Below are 17,865 nucleotides of genomic sequence, written 5' to 3'. Positions count from 1 at the left end.
GTCAGCGGGAATTGCTGGCTCGAACGGCGCTTTCATTCCCGCATAAAGGGGCTAATATTCGAACGCCCCGCCTTGAATTTCCAGGAACCCGGACATGCGTTTATCCGAATTCATCCGGCAACACGCGGATCACATCGTCGAGGAGTGGGAACAGTTCGCCAGGACCATCACCCCGGCGGCCGACACCATGGATCGGGCAGCGCTGCGCGATCATGCCCGGGCGATTCTGCTGGCCGCCGCGCGCGACATGGAAACCGCACAGACCGCCAGCGAGCAACTCGCCAAGGCCAAGGGCGAAGGCCCGGAGAAAACCCCGAGCCTGGACGAGGCCGGCGCCAGCCACGGTGAGTTGCGTCATACCGTGGGCTTCGACCTGGTGCAGATGACGTCGGAGTTCCGCCATTTGCGTGCCTGTGTGATCCGCCTCTGGGTCGGCAGTCTGGAGTCCCCGGACATGGCGTACTTTCAGGACATGATCCGCTTCAACGAAGCCATCGATGAAGCCCTCGCCGAATCGACGGCGGCCTACGCCGAACAGGTCAACCGTTCGCGGGACATCTTTCTCGCCATTCTTGGCCATGACCTGCGCGCACCGCTGCAGGCGGTGAGCATGTCCAACGAATTGCTGATGCGCAAAACCACGCTTGAGGGCGATGCGCTGACTTGCGCACTCAACATCAAGCACAGCGCCCGGCACATGGCGGCGATGGTCAGCGACCTGCTGGAACTGGTGCGCAGCCGCCTCGGCAGGAGCCTGCCCATCGAACCGGCGCCGATGGATCTGGCCGACACGACGCGGGCAGCGATCGCCGAAGCCTGCGCTGCCAATCCCGAGTGCGATCCGACGCTGAAGATCGAAGGGGACACTCGAGGCGTCTGGGATGCGGGACGGCTGGATCAGTTGCTGCAGAACCTGATCGGCAACGCCCTGCAACATGGTTCGAACCCGCGCGAAGTGATCGTGACCTTGCGTGGCGAGAACGACGCAGTGCATTTGTCGGTGCACAACTATGGCGAACCGATCCCGGATGAGGCGATCGGCACGATATTCGATCCGCTGGTACGCAGCGCCGATGAAGAACTCGGACAACCGTCCACCAGCCTTGGCCTTGGGCTGTTCATCGTCAAGGAGGTGGTGACCGCCCACGGCGGGACGATCGAGGTCAGCTCAAGCGAAACCGACGGAACGCTGTTCAGCGTGATGCTGCCAAGGAAGACCTGAAGCGGTCACTCGATCACCAGCCGCGCCAGACGCTGACGGAGCATACGGTTCTCGGCCCGCAGCTCCTGCACCTCTTCCAGCAGGTCCAGCGCCAGGGCGACGCCTTCCCATTCCAGCTCCAGGTCGCGCCGCAGCTTGGCGGCGCGCTTGGCCAGGACCAGTTCGTAGTCGGTGAAACGCCATTCCCGGGGCTGCGCGCCCTGAGGTTCGAGGATGCCGTGTTCGACGATTTCGATCACGTAGACGTCCGACAGATCGGCCGCCTCACAGAATTCTGCCATGTCCAGTTGAACGATCAGGGGGCTGCTCATGATGGGCTACTCCGTCGTCAGTATCAGAAGTTCTCTCGCGGATTGAAGGCGGCCTTCTTCGCCAGTTCCTGCCACAGTGCCTTGACGTCATCGCCGTTGGCTTTCGGCATCACGGCCTTGAGCTGGACAAACAGATAACCGCGCTCGCCGGCCTTGTTCTGCAGGCCGTGGCCCTTGGCGCGCATGCGCTGACCGTTCTGGCTGCCCGCCGGCACCTTCAGGTTGATCCTGCCGGTCAGGGTCGGCACGGCCACTTCGGTGCCCAGCGCCAGTTCCCACGGTGCCAGCGGCAAGGTGATGATCAGGTTTTCGCCTTCAACGTCGAATTTCGGGTGCGGTGCGAAACGGATGGTCAGGTACAGATCGCCATTGGCGCCGCCACCGATGCCCGGTGCGCCCTGGCCCTTGAGGCGGATGCGCTCGCCGTCGGTCACGCCCGCCGGGATCTTCACGTTCAGGCTCTTGCTGGTGTTGCTGATGTGCTGGCCGTTGGCGTTGTATTGCGGTACCTGGAAGCTGATCTTTTTCGATTCGTTCGACAGGGTTTCTTCCAGGAAAATCGGCAGTTCCAGTTCCACGTCTTGCCCTCGGCGCCCGGCGCTGCGAGATTGCCGGCCAGCGCCGCCACCGAAACCGGGACCGCGATTGCCGAAGATCGAACTGAAGAAGTCCGAGAAGTCACCGGTGTCGCCACCGCCGCCGCCAAAACCGCCACGGCTCTGCCAGCCCGGCGGGCCCTGGAACGGCTGACCGTGCTGGCCATAACGACGCAGTTCGTCGTATTCGGCGCGCTTGTCAGCGCTTTTCAGCGCTTCATAGGCTTCCGAGGCGTCCTTGAACTTGGCCTCGGCGTCCTTTTCCTTGCTGACATCGGGGTGGTATTTGCGCGCGAGCTTGCGATAGGCCGCCTTGATCGCCTTGTCGTCAGCCGTTGGCTCCACGCCGAGTATCTTGTAATAGTCTTTGAAGTCCATCGAAGGAGTCACCATCCGTTATCGATTTCGCGCCATCTTCAGCATGCGCCGATTTGCGCGTGCCGGGTTGACCGATCTCAAGTTTGTGACCGGGTGGCGCAGCAGAAGTTTATCGGCAGTGGACGGCGGTTCTTGCGACCACCGGTGTGTCTGCCGGCCCATGCCAGCAAGTTTGGGGCAAAGCGCCGACTTTCAAGCAAGCTTAGTCGCTAAATAGCAGATGACCGGCCTTCGAATCTGTCGCGCACTGACATACACTGCGCGGCCGTTTTTTTGACCGGAACCGAAAGACCATGAAAGACGCCTCTCCAGCCCGTGCCTGCGGCATCGACTTCGGCACGTCCAACTCCACCGTCGGCTGGCTGCGCCCCGGCGTGGAAACGATGATCGCGCTGGAAGACGACAAGATCACCCTGCCGTCGGTGGTCTTTTTCAACATCGAAGAGCGCCGCCCGGTGTACGGACGTCTGGCGTTGCACGAGTACCTGGAAGGCTACGAAGGCCGGCTGATGCGCTCGCTCAAGAGCCTGCTCGGTTCCAAGCTGATCAAGCACGACACCAGCGTCCTTGGCACCGCGATGCCGTTCAAGGACTTGCTCGGACTGTTCATCGGTCAGCTCAAGAGCCGCGCCGAAGCTGCCGCCGGTCGTGAGTTCGAGCAGGTTGTACTGGGCCGTCCGGTGTTCTTCGTCGACGACGATCCGCTGGCCGACCAGGAAGCCGAAGACACCCTGGTGGAAGTGGCACGCAAGCTCGGTTTCAAGGACGTGTCGTTCCAGTACGAACCGATTGCCGCGGCCTTCGACTACGAGTCGACCATCGAAAAGGAAGAGCTGGTACTGATCGTCGACATCGGCGGTGGTACCTCGGACTTCTCGCTGGTGCGCCTGTCGCCCGAGCGTCGGGGGATGGACAACCGTCACGACGATATCCTCGCCACCGGCGGCGTACACATCGGCGGGACCGATTTCGACAAGCAATTGAGCCTGCAAGGCCTGATGCCGCTGTTCGGCTATGGCAGCCGCATGAAGAGCGGTGCGCTCATGCCGACCAGTCACCACATGAACCTGGCAACGTGGCACACCATCAACTCGGTGTACTCGCAGAAATCCACCCTGGCCCTGGGCAGCATGCGCTACGACATCGAGGACACCGGCGGCATCGACCGTCTGTTCAAACTGATCGAACAGCGCGCCGGACACTGGCTGGCGATGGAAGTGGAAGAAACCAAGATCCACCTGACCCACAACGACAGCCGTCACGTGCCGCTGGATCGCATCGAGTCGGGGCTGAGCGTGGAACTGAGCCGCGCCCTGTTCGAAGCGGCGATCGATACGCAACTGGAGCGGGTACGTGGCAGCGTTACGCAATTGCTGGCGGACGCCAACGTGGCGGTGGGTCAGGTCGATACGGTGTTCTTCACCGGCGGTTCGAGCGGTATTCCGGCACTGCGCAACAGCGTCTCGGCGATGCTGCCGAACGCGCGGCATGTGGAAGGGAATATCTTTGGCAGCATTGGTAGCGGTCTGGCGATTGAAGCCATGAAACGCTATGGCTCGGTGAACTGATCCAAAAGCGGCGGTGCGCCTTTCGCGAGCAAGCCCGCTCCCACAGGTTCAGTGTGATCCTGTGGGAGCGGGCTTGCTCGCGAAAGGGCCAGTTCAGACGCTGGAAGTCTGGATCAAACCATCCCGCCCAGCTTCAACTCACTCTTCAGGTACGCGTAATAGATCGGCCCCGCCACCACCCCCGGCAGGCCGAACGCGGCCTCGAACACCAGCATCGCCAGCAGCAACTCCCAGGACTTGGCACTGATCTGCCCGCCGACAATGCGCGCGTTGAGGAAGTATTCGAGCTTGTGGATAAAGATCAGGTAACCCAGCGCGGCAATCGCTACCCAGATCGACAGTGACAGGCCGACGATGGTGATCAGCGTGTTCGACATCAGGTTGCCGATCACCGGCAGCAGACCGAGCAGGAAGGTCAGCACGATCAGGGTCTTGGTCAGCGGCAGCTTGATCCCGAACAACGGCAGGATCACCGCCAGGAAGATCCCGGTGAAAAAGGTGTTGAGCAGGGAAATCTTGATCTGCGCGAAGACGATATTGCGAAACGCCTGAACCAGCAGGTGCAGACGGTCGAACAACGCAGCCGCCAGCGGCTTGCGCTTGGTGACGTCCGGCACGCGCTGCAAGGCGATGATCGCGCCGAGCACCATGCCGATCAGCAGCGTCACGAACATGTGCGCCGCGTCCTTGCCCACCAGTTGCAGGTCGGCCAGGTGTTTGCTCATCCAGTCGCCGATGGCCACCCGGAACTCGGCAGCGCTGGCCGGCAGGTAGGCGTCGATGAACGGCGGCAACTGCCCGCGCGCGCGGTCGACCACGCCCATGAATTTGTCGAGGGAAGCGCCGGGGTTTTCCGCCTCGTGCAGCAGGAAACTGATGGCCCCGGCAAAGATCAGCGCCAGCACACTCACCACCAGCGTGCCCAACAACGCCACCGCCAGCCAGCGTGCGCGGCGACCTTCGATCAGCCGCTGCAGTTGCGGGGTGAGCATGTTGACCAGCTCGAACACCAGCAACCCGGCCAGCAGACTGGGCAGCAGACGCAATGGCAACACCAGCAACAGACCGCCGAAAATGATGATGCAACTGACCCAGAACACAACATGACGCTCAGAAAACGTTGGCATACAGCCTCAAAACGAACGGCGTAAAAGGATTGGCAGTCTGCCAGCGATCCTTGGGGAGCACTAGGGATATGCGGTGTTTGTAGGTTTGGGGCTCGGCTTGAGAACCACCCCTCACCCTAGCCCTCTCCCGGAGGGAGAGGGAACTGATTGCGGGATGCTCGGGTGATCCGGCGACCTGAAAGCTCTGTATCAAATCCATAATCGACCGGATGTTTCAGGTCGAAGAATGCCTGGAAACAACGCGGTCAGTCCCCTCTCCCTCTGGGAGAGGGTTAGGGTGAGGGCCTGGATCCCAAGCCGGACACATCTGCCAGTCACCACTCAAACCCGCTTTATTTTTTCTTCAGACAATCACTCATGAACGTCTTGCGCGCATCACCCGTCAGCGCCTTGGTCTTGGCATCGGCATTACAGGTCTTCATCTTTTCCTGCTGCGGGGTCAGGGTCTTGGCGTCATTGGCGGCCGGCGCGGCCTTGAGGCAAGTGCTCATGAAGGCTTTGCGCTCGTCACCCTTGAGGCTCTTGGCCGTGGCGTCGGCGTTACACGTAGTCATCTTGTTCTGTTGCGCCGTGGCGGCGAAACCCTGGGAGCACAGCAGCAGACCGATCATCAACAAAGGGACACGCAACATCTTCATGGAGTTTTCTCCTTGTCGCCGCATCGATGGATACGGCCTCCGGCTGAGTGTAGTCAAAGCTTGTTACACCTTCCTAGCCTCAAGGTGACTGCGCCGGTATTGTTCCGGCGTACATCCGGCCTGCCGCGCAAACATGGCAATGAACGCCGAGCCGCTGCTGTAGCCGAGATCGAAGGCGATTTCCTGCACGCTACGCGTACTTTCCAGCGCCTCGATGGCCGCGAGATAGCGCAGCCGCTGACGCCATTCGCCGAAACTCATCCCCAACTCCCGCACGAATTGCCGGGCCAGCGTGCGCTCGCTGACATGCACCTGCGCCGCCCAGTGCGCCAGCGGCTCATTGTTGCCGGGCTCGGCCTGCAGGGTTTCGAGGATCGTCAGCAACCCGGGGCTGCTGGCGTATGGCAGATAACACTGATGAACCGGCGCCTGGCGCAGTTGATCCACCAACACCTGGGCCAATCTCTGGTCGGCCTCGAGCGCGGGGATTTTCACATCGCGGGCGGCGAAGTCCTTGAGGATGGCCTTGAGAATATCGCTGATCGCCAGGGTGCAGGCCTGCGCCGGCAAGTCGCAACAGACATCCGGCGCCAGGCAAACCGCCCGATAATTGACCGGCTGATGGCTGTAGAAACTGTGCTCGACCTGCGGCGGCACCCACACCGCGTATTGCGGCGGTGACATGAAACGACTGCCGTCGACATCCATGTGCAGCACGCCGTGGGCCGCGTACTCCAGCGTGCCCCACGGATGGCGGTGCGGCGCGGCGTATTCGTGAGCGTTGAAGTCGGCGTAGCGGAAATACACAGCCGATGGCAGTTCGCTGAAATCCAGCAGATTGATGTGTTTACTGTTCATGCTGTCCGGAATCAGAGGCAGGTTGTCCGGTTCGCAGTATAGGCCTGCATCCAGACAGGGGATAATCGCCGTTCATCAACGTACTGGTTTCTCCTCCCATGCAATACGCGTTTCCCCTGCTGGCGATTTTCATCTGGGCCGGCAACACCGTGATCAACAAGCTGGCCGTCGGTGCGATCTTCCCCGCCGAGATCGGCTTCTACCGCTGGCTGCTTGCCGGCCTGCTGTTTACCCCGTTCATGCTCAAGAAAGTGATCGCGCACTGGCCGCAGATTCGCCCGAATCTCGGCAAGATCTTCATCCTCGGCGTGCTGGGCATGGCGGTCTATCAGAGCCTGGCCTACTTCGCCGCGACCCTGACCAGCGCCACCAACATGGGCATCATCCTGTCGCTGATGCCGCTGATGTCGCTGGCCATGGCAATCATCAGCCTCGGCCAGCGCCTGACCGCCGGCGCGCTGGTCGGTGCGGTGCTGTCGTTCGCCGGTGTGCTGGTGGTGGTGTCGTCCGGCAGTCTCGGCGCACTGCTGCAACACGGGGTGAACCTGGGGGACGCGATGATGCTGATCGCCACCCTCGCCTACGCGATCTACAGCACCCTGCTGAAAAAATGGCAGCTGCGCCTGCCGCCGCTGGTGTTGCTGTATTTGCAGGTGCTGGTGGCGGTGGTGGTGCTGTTTCCGCTGTACGCCGCGTCGCCGAAAACCGGCCTGACCCTGCAGAACATTCCGCTGGTGCTGTACGCGTGCCTGCTGGCCTCGATGCTCGCGCCGCTGGCGTGGATGCAGGCCGTACAGCGTCTGGGGCCGAGCCGGACCACGCTGTTCTTCAACCTGCTGCCGTTGATCACCGCGCTGATTGCAGCGGTGGTGCTGAAGGAACAACTGGCGATGTATCACCTGGTCGGTGGTTTGCTGACGCTGGGCGGGGTGATTCTTTCCGAACGCTGGACCACCGTCCTCGGTCGCTCCCGCACTCCGAGCGCCGCCTAGACCCCGGCGGCTTTCAACCGCGCCGCATGCTCGACGAACAGCCGCACCGGATCCGCCCCTTTGCCGACCAGTCCCAGCGACTGGTTGACGATGTCGAAGTGATCCATCGGGTAGTCATCGCCGATGACCGTGCCCAGGTGCGAGCTGTAGCGTCCGACCATGCCGTCGCACTGCCCCGGCTCGCGCACGAAGGTTTTGGCAAACAAACGACAGCTGCGGTTGGTGCCGTCGAACAGGTTGCCACCACGATCGGTCTTGCCCGGTTGCAAGGTGCCGGACCACGAGTAATAACGCACCCCGTTGACCTCTTCCGGCCCGTGCCCGCCCCAGGTTTGCGGCAGACCCTGTGGATAACGCTGGTTGAACAGCGCCACGCCTTCGCTGGTCAGGGAATGGTGCGAGGCGTGGATATCCACCGGCAGTTTCGGCCCGTGATAACCGGTTTCCAGCAGCGCCATCAGCCAGCCGACAAAACGCAACAGCGCCTCGAGGATTCGGCCCTTGGCGCTGTCCGCCGGATAGTGTTTCGCCAGATAGTCGGCCAGTTCCGAACCGTGATTGGGCCCGGCCACCGATGTGACCGACGCCACCAGGTCCGGACGCTTGGCCGCCGCGTAACGCGCCGTCAGAGAACCCTGGCTATGGCCGAACAGATTGACCTTGGCCGCGCCGGTCTCGCGCAGGATTTCATCGATGCGCGTCAGCAGCTGCTCGCCGCGCACCTCGGTGGAATTGAGCGGCGACACCTGCACCGCGATCACCGTCGCGCCACCCCGGCGCAACGCTTTGATGATCCCGTACCAGTACGGGTACAGCACCAGACGAATGAAACCGAGCATTCCCGGCACCAGCACCAGTGGATAACGTGTGGCCGATTCCTGCGACATGGGCAGACATCCCTGTGGTCGGTGGGTGGAGGCACGACGTGCAAAACGCCCGCCAAGCATCCTCCTCGATGATGACAACTCCACGACCAGCCTACTTCAGCCCCACCACCCCCGCCACAATCAGCCCCACCGACAGCAACTTCACCAGCGTCAGGCTCTCGCCCAGCAGCGCGAAACCGAGAAACACCGTGCCGAGCGAACCGATGGCGGTCCAGATCGGGTAGGCGATGCTCACCGGCAACTCGCGCATTGCCAGGGTCAGGAAATAAATCCCGCCCACCGCCGCGACCACGGTGATCAGCGACGGCCAGAGCCGGGTGAAACCCTCGGCGTATTTCATGCCCATGGCGAAGGTGACTTCAAACCCTGCCGCGATCAGCAGAAACAGCCAGGCCACCTAGAACTCCCGGGCGAGATCGAGCAAGCGCTGCTCGGCCTCGGCCACCGACACCGCGAAGGTGCGCTCAGCGGACTCCTCGCCCTCGGCGGCGACCACCGTGACGTCGTTGATACCGATGAAGCCCAGCGCGGTGCGCAACCATGGATCGGCGTGGTTCAGCGCTTCCAGCTCGCCGCCCGGACCGAATCCGAAACCGCCGCGACTGGTGACGATCAGCGCCTTTTTGCCGTGCAGCAGCGGCGTGTACTGGGCGATGCCGTTGTCGAGGGTGTGATCGAACGTGAGGCCCAGACGCACGATCTGATCGACCCAGGCCTTGAGGCCGCTGGGCACGTTGAAGTTGTACATCGGCGTGGAAATCAGCAGCAGGTCGTGATCGAACAGCTCGCCCACCAGTTGATCGCTGAGCGCCAGATCGGCCTGCATCGTCAGCGGCCGTGCCTCGGGCTCCGGGTAAAACGCCGCCGCGACAAACGCTTCATTCACCGCCGGAATCAACGCCCGCCCGACTTCACGGCGAGTAACCTGAGCCTGTGGATGACGGACTTGCCAGGCGCTTAGAAAGCTTTCGGCCAGACGCCGCGAATGGGAACGCTCACCGCGAGGGCTGGCATGGATCACAAGAATCTTGCTCATCTGAATCTCCTTGGGACTAGACTTGAGTGACTGTGTGGCGCCAGATTGCAGGCATCACCTCATCGCCTCAAATGAGCAAAAATCAGTCTGGATGAATTGATTTCATCCATGGAGCTTTCATGTTCGCAGCCTTGCCCCTGACCGCCCTGCGCGCGTTCGAATCCGCCTCACGCCTGCTTAGTTTCAAGGCGGCCGCCGAAGAACTGGCGGTGACGCCGACGGCGATTTCCCATCAGATCCGTTCGCTGGAGGACTGGCTCGGCGTCGCCCTGTTTGAACGTCTGCCGCGTCAGGTGCGCCTGACCGAGGGTGGCGAGCGGCTGTTCCGCAGCCTGCATGGGGCGTTTCTGGAGGTGGCGCAAAGCGTCGACACCCTGCGCCCGCAACGCAGCGGCAGCAGCCTGACGCTGTCGACCACCGCCGCGTTCGCCGCGCTGTGGCTGGTGCCGCGCCTGGGGCGGTTTTACGCAAAACATCCGAACATCAATGTGCGGCTGGATACCCATTGCGAAGTGATCGATCTGCATCAGGACGCCAGCGTCGATCTGGTGTTGCGCTACAGCCTCGACGATTACCCGAACCTCTACGGGCTGTGCCTGTTCGATGAATCGTTCGGCGTGTACGGCTCGCCGGAACAGGTGGCGCTGGCCGCCCGCCGCACCCCGGCGCTGATCAGCGTGCATTGGCACAATTCGAAGCTCTACGCTCACGGTTGGGAGGCCTGGTGCGCCCAGTCGGGCGAAAACTGGTTGAATCAACACCCGGCCGTCCGCGAATACGACGAAGAGCATTACGCCCTGCAAGCGGCCATTGCCGGACAGGGGCTGGTGCTGGCGAGCAACATCCTGGTGTCGCAAAGCGTCGCCAGCGGTCTGCTGGTGCCGTACAAGGGCGAGGTCCAGGTCGATGGCGCCGGATACAGCGCACTTTGCGTGCCGGGGCGCGAGCGGCACCCGCCGGTGAAGGCGTTTTTTGCCTGGCTGCGCGAAGAGGCGCAGCTTTCCGGGCATGTCCCGCGCTGAATCCGACAAAACTTTTTGCAGCGTTCATCACTCACAACCAGGTAACGATCACGTCAGCAGAACGTGACGCCAATCGGATTAGCCTCCAGGAGACTGAAATGAGTGACCTGCATTTGTCTGATGTTCAAACCCTGCGCGAGCGCGCACGCCAGCACGTGGAAAACGGCGCGGTGACCGAAAGCTACAGCGCCAACCGTGAAGAAGTGCTGCGCCTGCTCAACGAATCGCTGGCCACTGAACTGGTCTGCGTCTTGCGCTACAAGCGCCACTACTTCATGGCCAACGGCCTGAAAGCCAACGTCGCCGCCGACGAGTTCCTCGAGCACGCCACTCAGGAAGCCGAACACGCCGACCGTCTCGCCGAGCGCATCGTGCAACTGGGCGGCGAGCCTGAATTCAACCCTGACCTGCTGTCGAAGATGTCCCACGCGCAATACGTGGCCGGCAACACCTTGAAGGAAATGGTCTACGAAGACCTGGTGGCCGAGCGGATTGCCATCGACAGCTACCGCGAAATCATCCAGTACATCGGCGAAAAGGATCCGACCACCCGCCGGATCTTCGAAGACATCCTGGCTCAGGAAGAAGAGCATGCGGATGACATGGCGGATATCCTGAAAGACCTCTGAGTCCTCCAGATCCAATCGCGGGCAAGCCCGCTCCCACAGGTTCAGTGAAACCCTGTGGGAGCGGGCTTGGTCCGGGCAGCGATCCGACGAAGAGGCCCTGTCAATCACCGATCATTTTGTAGGTTTCACTGTGACGGGTGCCTTGCCCGCCTTCATCTGCTCCAACAGCGGCGCGCACTGGTTCGGCTCGCCACCGCTCGGCGCCACCAGCGCCAGCAGCCCCGCCGCCGGCGCGGCGATCACGCCCAAGGCCACCATTCCCGCCCCGCGCAACATCAGCGGCACCGCTTTGACCCCGGCATCCGGCTTGATGAACTTGCCACGCACGTACAAGGGTGAGCGCAGGGAAATCAGGCGCCAGCCCTTGGATTCCGGCGTCACCGTCAGGTCCAGTTGCTCGGTGGCCATGTTCGCTGTGCCGTCGATGTAGATGATCGCGTTCTCGGTATCGAACACGAACAGCCGCGTGGTCGCCAGGCCGGTTTTGATGTCGAAGTCCGCCGCCGCGCAGTTGATCTTCACTTCCTTGTCGCCAAAGACTTTGCCGACCACGTAGTTACCGACGTTGAGCCCTGCCAGCTCCATCAGCTCACGACTGATGGCGCCGTCGTTGATCAGCATCTTCAGGTTGCCGTTGGCACCGCCCAGCAGTTTGGCCACCGAGTTGCCCCGACCGGCGATGTCGGCGTCGCCGTTGAGCTCGCCGAAACTGGTCTTCATCGGTTCAAAGGTCGGGAACAGCTGCTTGAGCTTGAACTTGCGCGCGGTCAGTTTGGCCCGGCCTTCCAGCGGCTCGGTGCGACCGTTGAGGCGAATCTGCGCATCGAGGTTGCCGCCGGCCACGCCGAAACGCAGCGGCTCCAGGCTCAGTTCGCCGTCGTTGAGTTTCAGGTGGGTATAGAGGTCGGTAAACGGCAGTTCTTCGCTGTGAACGATGCGCTTGCCGGTGAATTCGACGTCGGCGTCCATGTCGCGCCAGCGCTCGGTCTTGAACTCTTCCACCGGCAGTACCTTGTCTGCCGGCTGCTTGCTTTCGCCGCCACGGGCCTTCTGCTTGGCGTTGGAGTCGGCACCGATCAATGGCGCGAGGTCGGCGAACAACAGTTGATTGGACAACAGCGCACCACTCAGCTTGGGTCGTGGCTGGCTGGCGACGTAAGCCAGATCACCATGGATGTCGCTGCTGCCAATCTTGCCGTTGAACTGTTCATAACGAAATTGCGCCCCGCCCGGCTCATGCAGCTTGGCGATCAAATGGCCGTCAGTGGCATAAGGCGGGGTGTCCGGCAGGGTCACGCCGGTCAGCGGATACAGATTGCCGAGGCTGGCACCCGCCAGTTTCAGGCGCAGATCGAGCGCACCGAGATTCAGCGGATCGGTCAGGGTGCCGGCGAGTTCGATGCTGGTGTCGCCGATCTTCGCCTGGGCCTGCAACGGGAACGGCTTGCTCGCATCCTGCAGGGCCAGCAGACCGCCGATCTTGCCTTGGCCGGCGAGTTTCTGGCCGTGGTACTGACCGGTGACTTTCAGGCCGAAGGCGTAATCCTGCGGTGCACCGCCCTTGTCCTGTGCGGTTTTCGCGGCTTTGTCGCCGACGATGTCGCTGAACGGAATCGGCTTGCCCAGCGGATCGATCAACAGGTCGAGGTTGGTCTTGAGGGTCTGGTCATCCAGAGTGACGTGGCCCTTGTCGAAGCCGATGGCACCGATGTCGACCACCCAGTTCGAGGGCTCGGCATTCGGATCCTTGGGATCGAACTTGAAGGTCCAGTTGGCGCGGCCGTCGGCCAGGCGCTGCAATTGCGCATTGGGTTCGGTCAGGTCGATGCGCGGGATCGTCACCCGTTGTGCCAGCAAGGCCAATGGCGAGATGCGCAGCTCGACCTTTTTGAGGGTGACCATCTGCGGCTGCTTCGACCAGTCCGGGTTGCCCAGCGTCAGGTCTTCGGCCACCACATGCGGCCACGGCACCCAGGCGCGCCAGCCGCCCTCGTCGAGTTCGCGCCGCCAGACCACCGACAGGTTGCCGTTGATGGCGAACGGTCGGTGCAATTCTTCCGAGACTTTGGCGTTGAGCGGCGGTTTGATCCGGTTCCAGTCGAAAAACACGATGATCAACACCAGCACCGCCAGAAGCAGCACAAGGGTGGCGAAGGTCCAGGCGAAGATTTTACGCGTGCGCGTCATGCACAAAGCTCCTGAAAACGACTGCATCCATTGGCACGACGCAGCTGAAACGGCAGGCCATGATGGCCCTCATGAAATCTGTGACTGACAAACAGTCCGCAGGTTTAATCCAAAGCCCTCATAGAGGGAAAAACGGTCGCCATTCTGACCGATCGGTCGAGCAGGCGTTACCGGCCCCGCACATTTGCGGAGCGCGAGTGGGTGGAAAATACCCACCGCAGTGCAAAACCGCCCGCCTGAAACGCCCGAGCTAGAGCCTCCCAAGCGAACAATCAATTCTGTTGATTATTACCATTGTGTTTATGAACTTTTATATCGACTTATCGAGAGTAGCATTGCCCTCGTACCCACTTTATCGCCCTCCCAAGGAGCAACCCATCATGAAACGCCAACTTCTGTTCAGTCTTACCCTCTCGATGCTGGCCAGCACCGCTTTCGCTCTGCCAGCTGCCGATCAAGCGACTCCGCAAGTCAAAACCAGCCACTCGGTGTTCAGCCAGACCGTTGCTGCTGATGGCTCGGACCGCACTCCACAAGGCCAGACCCTGGCTGAAAACGGCCGCAACCGTCTGGAAGAAAAAGGTCTGGTTCAAGATGGCTATGACAAAACCCCACAAGGCCAAACCTTAGCCGAAGGCGGCCGTGATCGTCTGGAAGAAAAAGGTCTGGTCCAGGACGGTTATGACAAGACTCCACAAGGTCAAACCCTGGCTTCCGACGGCTACGACAAGACTCCACAAGGTCAGACCCTGGCTTCCGATGGCTACGACAAGACCCCACAAGGCCAAACCCTGGCCGAAGGTGGTGGTGACCGTGTGATCGAACGCAACAGCGCTTTGAGCTAAGCCCATGGCGGCCTGGAAAAAAAGCCCAATCCCCGGATTGGGCTTTTGACTTTTCAGAAGCTGGTAAAGAAGAGTCCTGTATAAAGCAGTCGCGATTCCCTCCTGCATCCCCGCTGCCGTTCGACGCCGACAAAGCCGATTTGCTAGAGTGCGGCGCTTGTCTTGCCTAAGAACACACCCTTGCGATGCTGCCCCGCGCCGAACAGAAACAACAGACCCGCAACGCCCTGATGGACGCTGCCCGCCACTTGATGGAAAGCGGCCGAGGATTCGGCAGCCTGAGCCTGCGTGAAGTGACGAAAACCGCCGGCATCGTGCCCACCGGTTTCTACCGGCATTTCGCCGACATGGATGAACTCGGCCTGGTACTGGTCAGCGAAGTCGGACAGACCTTCCGCGAAACCATCCGCCTGGTGCGCCACAACGAATTCGTCATGGGCGGCATCATCGATGCCTCGGTGCGGATCTTCCTCGACGTCGTCAGCGCCAACCGTTCGCAGTTCCTGTTTCTGGCTCGTGAGCAGTACGGTGGATCATTGCCGGTGCGTCAGGCCATCGGCCGTCTACGGGAGGACATCAGCTCCGACCTGGCGGCGGACCTGGCCTTGATGCCCAAGCTCCAGCACCTCAATCGCGAAGGCCTCAGCGTAATGGCCGACCTGATCGTCAAATCGGTGTTCGCCACCCTGCCGGACATCATCGACCCGCCGGCCGAAGCCCTGCCGGAGCATCTGACGCCACAGGCCAAGATCACCCAGCAGTTGCGCTTCATCTTTATCGGGCTCAAGCACTGGCAAGGGCTCGGCAGCACCGAGTAGCTCCCTGTTATTACGCACACAACACATTTCCCCCTGTGGGAGCGGGCCATGCATCACGGCTCCGATTTGGTGCATGCAAAAAATTTCATGCACCAAAACACCTCACAATCCTGCAACATCTTGAAACATCCACTACGCTCCGACAGGGTTTTCCTACGTCTCGTCCGATTGGCAAGCCCCTTGCTCTAGCCTGAGCATTGTCCATTGCTGGAAGCTTTCCGATGCTGGTGATTCATCGTAGAATCGACCCCCAACCAGTCTGGGCCGCCGAGTTGCACCTGACCTTCGAGGCCCGGAGCAAAAGCCGCCTGCGCTGTTTCAGTGCCGAAGGCGAAGACGTCGGGTTGTTTCTGGAGCGCGGCCAGCCGCCGTTACATGACGGCGAATGCCTGCAAGCCGAAGATGGCCGGATCGTCCGGGTCTGTGCCCGCCCTGAACAATTGCTGCACGTCACCTGCGCCAACACCTTCGAACTGACCCGCGCGGCCTATCACTTGGGCAATCGCCACGTCGCGCTGCAGGTCGGTGACGGCTGGTTGCGCCTGCTCGACGATTACGTGCTCAAGGCGATGCTTGAACAACTGGGTGCGCAGGTCGAATCGATCGAAGCCCCGTTCCAGCCGGAACACGGCGCCTACGGTGGCGGCCATCACCATTCGCGGCACGGTGACGAAGACTTCAACTACGCGCCGAAACTCCATCAGTTCGGCGTCCGTTTGTGAACCCGGCCTGGGCGCTGCTGCGCCTGGCCAGTCCGCAGCTGCCGATTGGCGGCTACAGCTATTCCCAGGGCCTGGAAATGGCGGTGGATAACGGCCGCGTCGACAGCCCGGACAGCGCTCGCCGCTGGATCAGCGATCAATTGCTGCTCAACCTTGCGCGGTTTGAAGCGCCCATGCTGCTCGCCCATTGCCAGGCCGCAGCGGACGAAAATTGGGATGAGCTGCTGCGTATCTGCGAAAGCCACCGCGCCAGCCGCGAAACCCGCGAGCTGCATCTGGAGAGCCGGCAGATGGGCTACTCATTGCAGCAATTGCTCAACGGTTTGCCCGAGCTCGACGCACCGGCCCGCGATTTTCTTGAGCAATGCATCGAACCGCACCTGGCCCTGTGCTGGGCATTGGCAGCCCGCGCCTGGCAGATCAGCCCGCAGGACGCCCTCGCCGCGTGGCTGTGGAGCTGGCTGGAAAACCAGCTCGCGGTGCTGATGAAAACCCTGCCGCTGGGCCAGCAAGCCGCCCAGCGCCTGACCAGCGAACTGCTGCCGCTGCTGCAACAGGCCCAGCAGGGCGCCACCCGAATCAATCCCGAACACCTCGGCAGTGCCGCGTTCGGTCTGTCCCTGGCGTGCATGGCCCATGAGCGCCAGTACAGCCGCCTGTTCCGTTCCTAGGGCCTATTTATCTGGAGAATCACATGAACACACAACCCCTGCGCGTCGGCATTGGCGGCCCGGTCGGTTCCGGCAAGACCGCGTTGACCCTGGCCCTGTGCCTGGCGCTGCGCGAGCGCTACAACCTGGCCGTGGTGACCAACGACATCTACACCCGCGAAGACGCCGACTTTCTGGTGCGCAACGAAGCCTTGGCGCCGGAACGCATCATCGGCGTGGAAACCGGTGGCTGCCCGCACACGGCGATCCGCGAAGACGCCTCGATCAACCTCGAAGCGGTGGATCAACTGAACCGGCGCTTTCCGGGGCTGGACCTGATTCTGGTGGAGTCCGGTGGCGACAACCTTTCCGCGACCTTCAGTCCGGAACTGTCCGACCTGACCATCTACGTGATCGACGTTTCGGCCGGCGACAAGCTGCCACGCAAGGGCGGGCCCGGCATTTGCAAATCCGACCTGCTGGTGATCAACAAGATCGACCTCGCGCCGCTGGTCGGCGCCTCGCTGGAGATGATGAACAGCGACACCCAACGCATGCGCAACGGCAAGCCGTTCGTGTTCAGCAACCAGAAAACCGGTCAGGGCCTGGAAGACATCATCGCCTTCATCGAACGCCAGGGCCTGCTGACTGCAGCCTGATTCACTGCTCAACAAGGAAGCTTATCCATGACACTCAAACGCATTCTCGGCGCCGTCGCGCTGCTGCTGACACCGGCCCTGGCCTTCGCCCACCCCGGCCATGGCGACTCGGGTCTGGTGGCCGGCATCAGCCACCCGATCGGCGGCCTCGACCATTTGCTGGCGATGGTGGCCGTCGGTCTGTGGGCCGCGCAGCAGCAAGGCGCGGCACGCTGGGCGCTGCCGTGCACCTTTGTCGGCACCATGCTGATTGGCGGCCTGCTCGGGTTTGAAGGGCTGGAGTTGCCGGCGCTGGAAAGCGGGATTGCCGCCTCGGTGCTGGCGCTCGGTCTGGCGGTCGCATTGGCGGTGCGTCCACCGCTGGTGATGGCGGTGGCGTCGACGGCGCTGTTTGCGCTGTTCCATGGCGTGGCCCATGGCCTGGAGTTGCCGGACATGTCGAGCCCTTGGGCGTATGCCGCCGGTTTCGTGGTCGCGACCGCGGCCCTGCATGCGGCGGGTTATGCCGTCGTGCGTTTTCTGCCTCAGGCGGCCGCGCCGCTGGTTCGCTTGGCCGGAGCCGCTTCGGCGGTGACCGGCGCGTGGTTGCTGGCCGGTTGATTTCTATCGCCTGATCCGGCCTCATCGCCAGCAGGCTGGCTCCCACAGGATTGTGTACGCTGCAAATCCATTGTGGGAGCCAGCCTGCTGGCGAAAGCGGACTGACAGACACCGCGTCTC

20 protein-coding genes are annotated in these 17,865 nt (G+C 61.9%); 11 read left to right on the top strand and 9 right to left on the bottom strand.

Annotated elements, in window-relative coordinates; genetic code table 11:
• The first annotated feature begins 94 nt into the window (after nucleotides 1-94).
• The gene (locus tag J5M72_RS12840) at nucleotides 95-1,222 is read left to right on the top strand and encodes a HAMP domain-containing sensor histidine kinase (RefSeq protein WP_207865628.1); all 1,128 of its coding nucleotides are present in this window, start codon (nucleotides 95-97) and stop codon (nucleotides 1,220-1,222) included.
• Between the two features lie 5 nt (nucleotides 1,223-1,227).
• Here the strand turns inward: J5M72_RS12840 and J5M72_RS12835 are convergent, their stop codons facing one another.
• Together J5M72_RS12835 and J5M72_RS12830 are read right to left on the bottom strand one after the other, a co-directional pair.
• Nucleotides 1,228-1,533, bottom strand: coding sequence for a chaperone modulator CbpM (locus J5M72_RS12835; protein ID WP_207865627.1), 306 nt, complete (start codon nucleotides 1,531-1,533; stop codon nucleotides 1,228-1,230).
• Nucleotides 1,534-1,556: 23 nt separating this feature from the next.
• A complete protein-coding gene (locus J5M72_RS12830; protein WP_207865626.1) occupies nucleotides 1,557-2,507 on the bottom strand; it encodes a DnaJ C-terminal domain-containing protein in 951 nt (316 codons plus the stop codon).
• Nucleotides 2,508-2,800: 293 nt separating this feature from the next.
• Between J5M72_RS12830 and J5M72_RS12825 the strand changes: the two genes are divergently transcribed.
• Nucleotides 2,801-4,075 carry an Hsp70 family protein gene (locus J5M72_RS12825; protein ID WP_207865625.1) on the top strand — a complete coding sequence of 425 codons (1,275 nt, stop codon included), beginning with the start codon at nucleotides 2,801-2,803 and terminating at the stop codon, nucleotides 4,073-4,075.
• A 113-nt stretch (nucleotides 4,076-4,188) separates the two neighbouring features.
• Here the strand turns inward: J5M72_RS12825 and J5M72_RS12820 are convergent, their stop codons facing one another.
• The 3 genes from J5M72_RS12820 to J5M72_RS12810 form a co-directional block, all read right to left on the bottom strand.
• Nucleotides 4,189-5,202: a hypothetical protein gene (locus tag J5M72_RS12820; protein ID WP_207865624.1), complete on the bottom strand. Its 1,014-nt coding sequence runs from the start codon at nucleotides 5,200-5,202 to the stop codon at nucleotides 4,189-4,191.
• Between the two features lie 332 nt (nucleotides 5,203-5,534).
• The gene (locus J5M72_RS12815) at nucleotides 5,535-5,840 is read right to left on the bottom strand and encodes a PsiF family protein (RefSeq protein ID WP_169428648.1); all 306 of its coding nucleotides are present in this window, start codon (nucleotides 5,838-5,840) and stop codon (nucleotides 5,535-5,537) included.
• A 63-nt stretch (nucleotides 5,841-5,903) separates the two neighbouring features.
• Entirely contained in the window at nucleotides 5,904-6,698 is a 795-nt protein-coding gene (locus tag J5M72_RS12810; protein WP_207865623.1) for a helix-turn-helix transcriptional regulator, read from the bottom strand.
• Nucleotides 6,699-6,796: 98 nt separating this feature from the next.
• Between J5M72_RS12810 and J5M72_RS12805 the strand changes: the two genes are divergently transcribed.
• The gene (locus J5M72_RS12805; protein WP_169428646.1) at nucleotides 6,797-7,690 is read left to right on the top strand and encodes a DMT family transporter; all 894 of its coding nucleotides are present in this window, start codon (nucleotides 6,797-6,799) and stop codon (nucleotides 7,688-7,690) included.
• On the opposite strand, the gene J5M72_RS12800 is transcribed toward J5M72_RS12805, so the two are convergent.
• From J5M72_RS12800 to J5M72_RS12790, 3 genes are all read right to left on the bottom strand, one after another.
• Complete coding sequence (locus tag J5M72_RS12800) at nucleotides 7,687-8,577, bottom strand: triacylglycerol lipase (protein ID WP_169428645.1); 891 nt, start codon at nucleotides 8,575-8,577, stop codon at nucleotides 7,687-7,689. The genes J5M72_RS12805 and J5M72_RS12800 overlap by 4 nt on opposite strands.
• A gap of 91 nt (nucleotides 8,578-8,668) precedes the next feature.
• On the bottom strand, nucleotides 8,669-8,974 hold the full coding sequence (locus tag J5M72_RS12795; RefSeq protein WP_007950617.1) for a multidrug efflux SMR transporter: 306 nt from the start codon (nucleotides 8,972-8,974) through the stop codon (nucleotides 8,669-8,671).
• Entirely contained in the window at nucleotides 8,975-9,613 is a 639-nt protein-coding gene (locus tag J5M72_RS12790) for an NAD(P)H-dependent oxidoreductase (protein WP_207865622.1), read from the bottom strand.
• A 119-nt stretch (nucleotides 9,614-9,732) separates the two neighbouring features.
• On the opposite strand from J5M72_RS12790, the gene J5M72_RS12785 reads away from it, so the two are divergent.
• The gene (locus J5M72_RS12785; RefSeq protein WP_169428643.1) at nucleotides 9,733-10,635 is read left to right on the top strand and encodes a LysR substrate-binding domain-containing protein; all 903 of its coding nucleotides are present in this window, start codon (nucleotides 9,733-9,735) and stop codon (nucleotides 10,633-10,635) included.
• Between the two features lie 98 nt (nucleotides 10,636-10,733).
• On the top strand, nucleotides 10,734-11,264 hold the full coding sequence (locus tag J5M72_RS12780) for a ferritin-like domain-containing protein (protein ID WP_064379129.1): 531 nt from the start codon (nucleotides 10,734-10,736) through the stop codon (nucleotides 11,262-11,264).
• Nucleotides 11,265-11,375: 111 nt separating this feature from the next.
• On the opposite strand, the gene J5M72_RS12775 is transcribed toward J5M72_RS12780, so the two are convergent.
• Nucleotides 11,376-13,451: an AsmA family protein gene (locus J5M72_RS12775; protein WP_207865621.1), complete on the bottom strand. Its 2,076-nt coding sequence runs from the start codon at nucleotides 13,449-13,451 to the stop codon at nucleotides 11,376-11,378.
• Between the two features lie 380 nt (nucleotides 13,452-13,831).
• Between J5M72_RS12775 and J5M72_RS12770 the strand changes: the two genes are divergently transcribed.
• The 6 genes from J5M72_RS12770 to J5M72_RS12745 all read left to right on the top strand — a co-directional run bounded on the left by J5M72_RS12770 (nucleotide 13,832) and on the right by J5M72_RS12745 (nucleotide 17,745).
• Nucleotides 13,832-14,296 carry a hypothetical protein gene (locus J5M72_RS12770; RefSeq protein ID WP_207865620.1) on the top strand — a complete coding sequence of 155 codons (465 nt, stop codon included), beginning with the start codon at nucleotides 13,832-13,834 and terminating at the stop codon, nucleotides 14,294-14,296.
• Nucleotides 14,297-14,481: 185 nt separating this feature from the next.
• Nucleotides 14,482-15,114, top strand: a complete 633-nt coding sequence (locus J5M72_RS12765) for a TetR family transcriptional regulator (protein ID WP_007950628.1) — start codon at nucleotides 14,482-14,484, stop codon at nucleotides 15,112-15,114.
• Nucleotides 15,115-15,335: 221 nt separating this feature from the next.
• Nucleotides 15,336-15,836: an urease accessory protein UreE gene (gene ureE, locus J5M72_RS12760; protein WP_169428640.1), complete on the top strand. Its 501-nt coding sequence runs from the start codon at nucleotides 15,336-15,338 to the stop codon at nucleotides 15,834-15,836.
• Complete coding sequence (locus tag J5M72_RS12755; RefSeq protein ID WP_207865619.1) at nucleotides 15,833-16,507, top strand: urease accessory protein UreF; 675 nt, start codon at nucleotides 15,833-15,835, stop codon at nucleotides 16,505-16,507. Before ureE ends, J5M72_RS12755 begins: the two co-directional genes overlap by 4 nt.
• A gap of 23 nt (nucleotides 16,508-16,530) precedes the next feature.
• Nucleotides 16,531-17,145 (top strand): urease accessory protein UreG, encoded by a 615-nt coding sequence (gene ureG, locus J5M72_RS12750; RefSeq protein ID WP_007950645.1) that lies wholly within the window; start codon nucleotides 16,531-16,533, stop codon nucleotides 17,143-17,145.
• A 27-nt stretch (nucleotides 17,146-17,172) separates the two neighbouring features.
• On the top strand, nucleotides 17,173-17,745 hold the full coding sequence (locus tag J5M72_RS12745; protein ID WP_207865618.1) for a HupE/UreJ family protein: 573 nt from the start codon (nucleotides 17,173-17,175) through the stop codon (nucleotides 17,743-17,745).
• Nucleotides 17,746-17,865 lie beyond the last annotated feature (120 nt).

It is taken from the genome of Pseudomonas sp. 58(2021) (assembly GCF_017491585.1).
Taxonomy (GTDB): domain Bacteria; phylum Pseudomonadota; class Gammaproteobacteria; order Pseudomonadales; family Pseudomonadaceae; genus Aquipseudomonas; species Aquipseudomonas fluorescens_BT.
The sequence above is the reverse complement of the archived record's forward strand: the minus strand, read 5'-3'. Positions and strand labels throughout refer to the sequence as shown.